Genomic DNA, 1,892 nt, shown 5'->3' with positions numbered 1-1,892 from the left:
CTATCCCGGTCAGGGCCCACTTGAAGTGTGGCAGGTCGATGGCAGCGTTGCGGCACAGCTCTCCTGACAGCATCGAGCGAGGCGTCGAGGTCGAACTCATTCGAATCTGCGCCAAGGGCTTCACGCGAGATCAGCGGCATGTGCGCGCATTCCCGACACCAAGGACAGCGGCATAACAATGCGGTATCTGTGTGCCGTTTGGAGGCCGCCGTTCACGGAGCAACAGCCGCATAAAAGGCCGTGACGAGGAACTGGTCGATGATGTCGGCCAGCTCGTCGGTCCATGACGCGGCCAGCGCGCCGTGGTCTCCATTGCGCACTTGGATGAGTTCGACTGGCTGTGCTGCCGCGCGCAGGGCACGGAAGTGCCGCAGGCTGTGTTCCAGGGGCACGATCCGGTCCTTCGTCCCGTGCATCATGAGCAGCGGTGCCAGTGCGCGGTCCGCCACGATCCACCGGGTGGGGTTGGCCTGCTGGACCAGGTCGGGAATCGTGGCGAGGTCCACTCCTCCGAACAGCCGCCCCTCGGCGCTGCCCGAGCCCTCATGGTCGCAGGTGGTGGGTTCCTGGTTTCCGATGGACAGGTCGCTGGGGCCGTAGAAGGCAAGGTAGGCCGCGATCGGCCATGGTTGCTCGGGAGTCTCGTCGAACAGGCCCAGTCCCTCAGTTGCATGGGCCATGAGCGCAACGTGGCCGCCGGAAGAGTCGCCGGCCAAGGCTACCCGTGTCGGGTCGATGCAGAACCGCTCGTGATGCTCGATCAGCCATCGAGTGGCGGTTCGAGCATCCTCGATCTGCGCCGGGAACGGGGCCACCGAGCTGGGCCGGTGCTCGACGAGTGCGATGACGTAGCCGCGGTGGGCGAAACGGACCCAGAAGTCCATCATGGATCCCATGTCCTGCGGGCCCCACCCCGAGCCTTGGACGAAGACGATGCAGGGCAGGCGCTCGGCCACCATCTCATCCCAGGTGGCATAGGTCAGGTCGAGGCAGGACTGGATGACGTGGACATGGAGATCGACCCCCGACCTCGTGGCGTAGGGCACGTTGAGGTGAACGTGGACATGCCTTTGGCCGGGCAAGGCATCGATGGACCGCGATCCCTCCTCAACGACGCCTGAATCGGAGAACTTGTCGCGGGAGCCATCAAAGAGAATCACCCGCCCATCATCGCTGGGAACGCTCCCCGGCTGCACCCCTATTTGCTGACTCCTCGAACGTCACCTCTGGGCATTCTGCGGGTGATCGGTGTCAAGACTGTCGCGATCCCGCGGCAGAGGCGGACGTTCAGCGTGGCGGGTGTTCCATCCGTTTGGAATTCGCCACGCTCCTCGTGCGAGCCGGGGCGTCAGCCAGCCAAGAAGTCGTCAATGGTCGTGACGACGTCGGGGTGTAGCCCCTTGACGAGCGTGTTGCGGTCGTCGACGGGGTAGGACATGGCGCCGTTCCAGTCGGATGCGACGAGGTGGCCGTCCTGTTCCCAGAAGGTGTTCGCAAGCGTGCTGCCTCGGTGCAGCTCGATGCGGGTCGCTTCGACCGTGCCTGTGGGGGTCTCGACGCTCTCCTTGCCCAGGCGGATGAGGCGGGCGTCGTAGACCGTGAGGTCGCCCTCGAGGAACTCGCGGTAGGTGGTCTCCCTCTGTTTCCCGGCCAGGAAGTCAAGGAGAATGCGGACGGCGGCGTAGCTGGGCACGGCCCGCTCAAGCGCTGGCATCGCCTTCCCCGAAACGGTGACGATGCCATCGGCTGAGCAAGACGCGCTCGTCGTCTCGTGGTGGCCGATGTAGGTGAAAGACCGCCACTCAGGGCCGGTCCGGAATTTGTCAAGGTGGATGAGGCCATTGGGAGTCAGGCGGCGGGCTGGTAGGTCTGCTGGTCGTCTCGGTTGGCGG

2 protein-coding genes are annotated in these 1,892 nt (G+C 64.9%); both read right to left on the bottom strand.

Translation table 11 applies throughout. The features are described from left to right. Nucleotides 1-212: 212 nt before the first annotated feature. Entirely contained in the window at nucleotides 213-1,046 is an 834-nt protein-coding gene (locus tag ACYVKA_RS13575) for an alpha/beta hydrolase fold domain-containing protein (protein WP_460706208.1), read from the bottom strand. A gap of 302 nt (nucleotides 1,047-1,348) precedes the next feature. Then, the coding region (locus tag ACYVKA_RS13570) for a hypothetical protein (RefSeq protein ID WP_460706206.1) at nucleotides 1,349-1,892 on the bottom strand (544 nt) is incomplete at its 5' end.

This window comes from Luteococcus sediminum (genome assembly GCF_054783495.1).
Note: the sequence above shows the minus strand (reverse complement) of the source record. Positions and strands in the feature narration are given on the sequence as shown.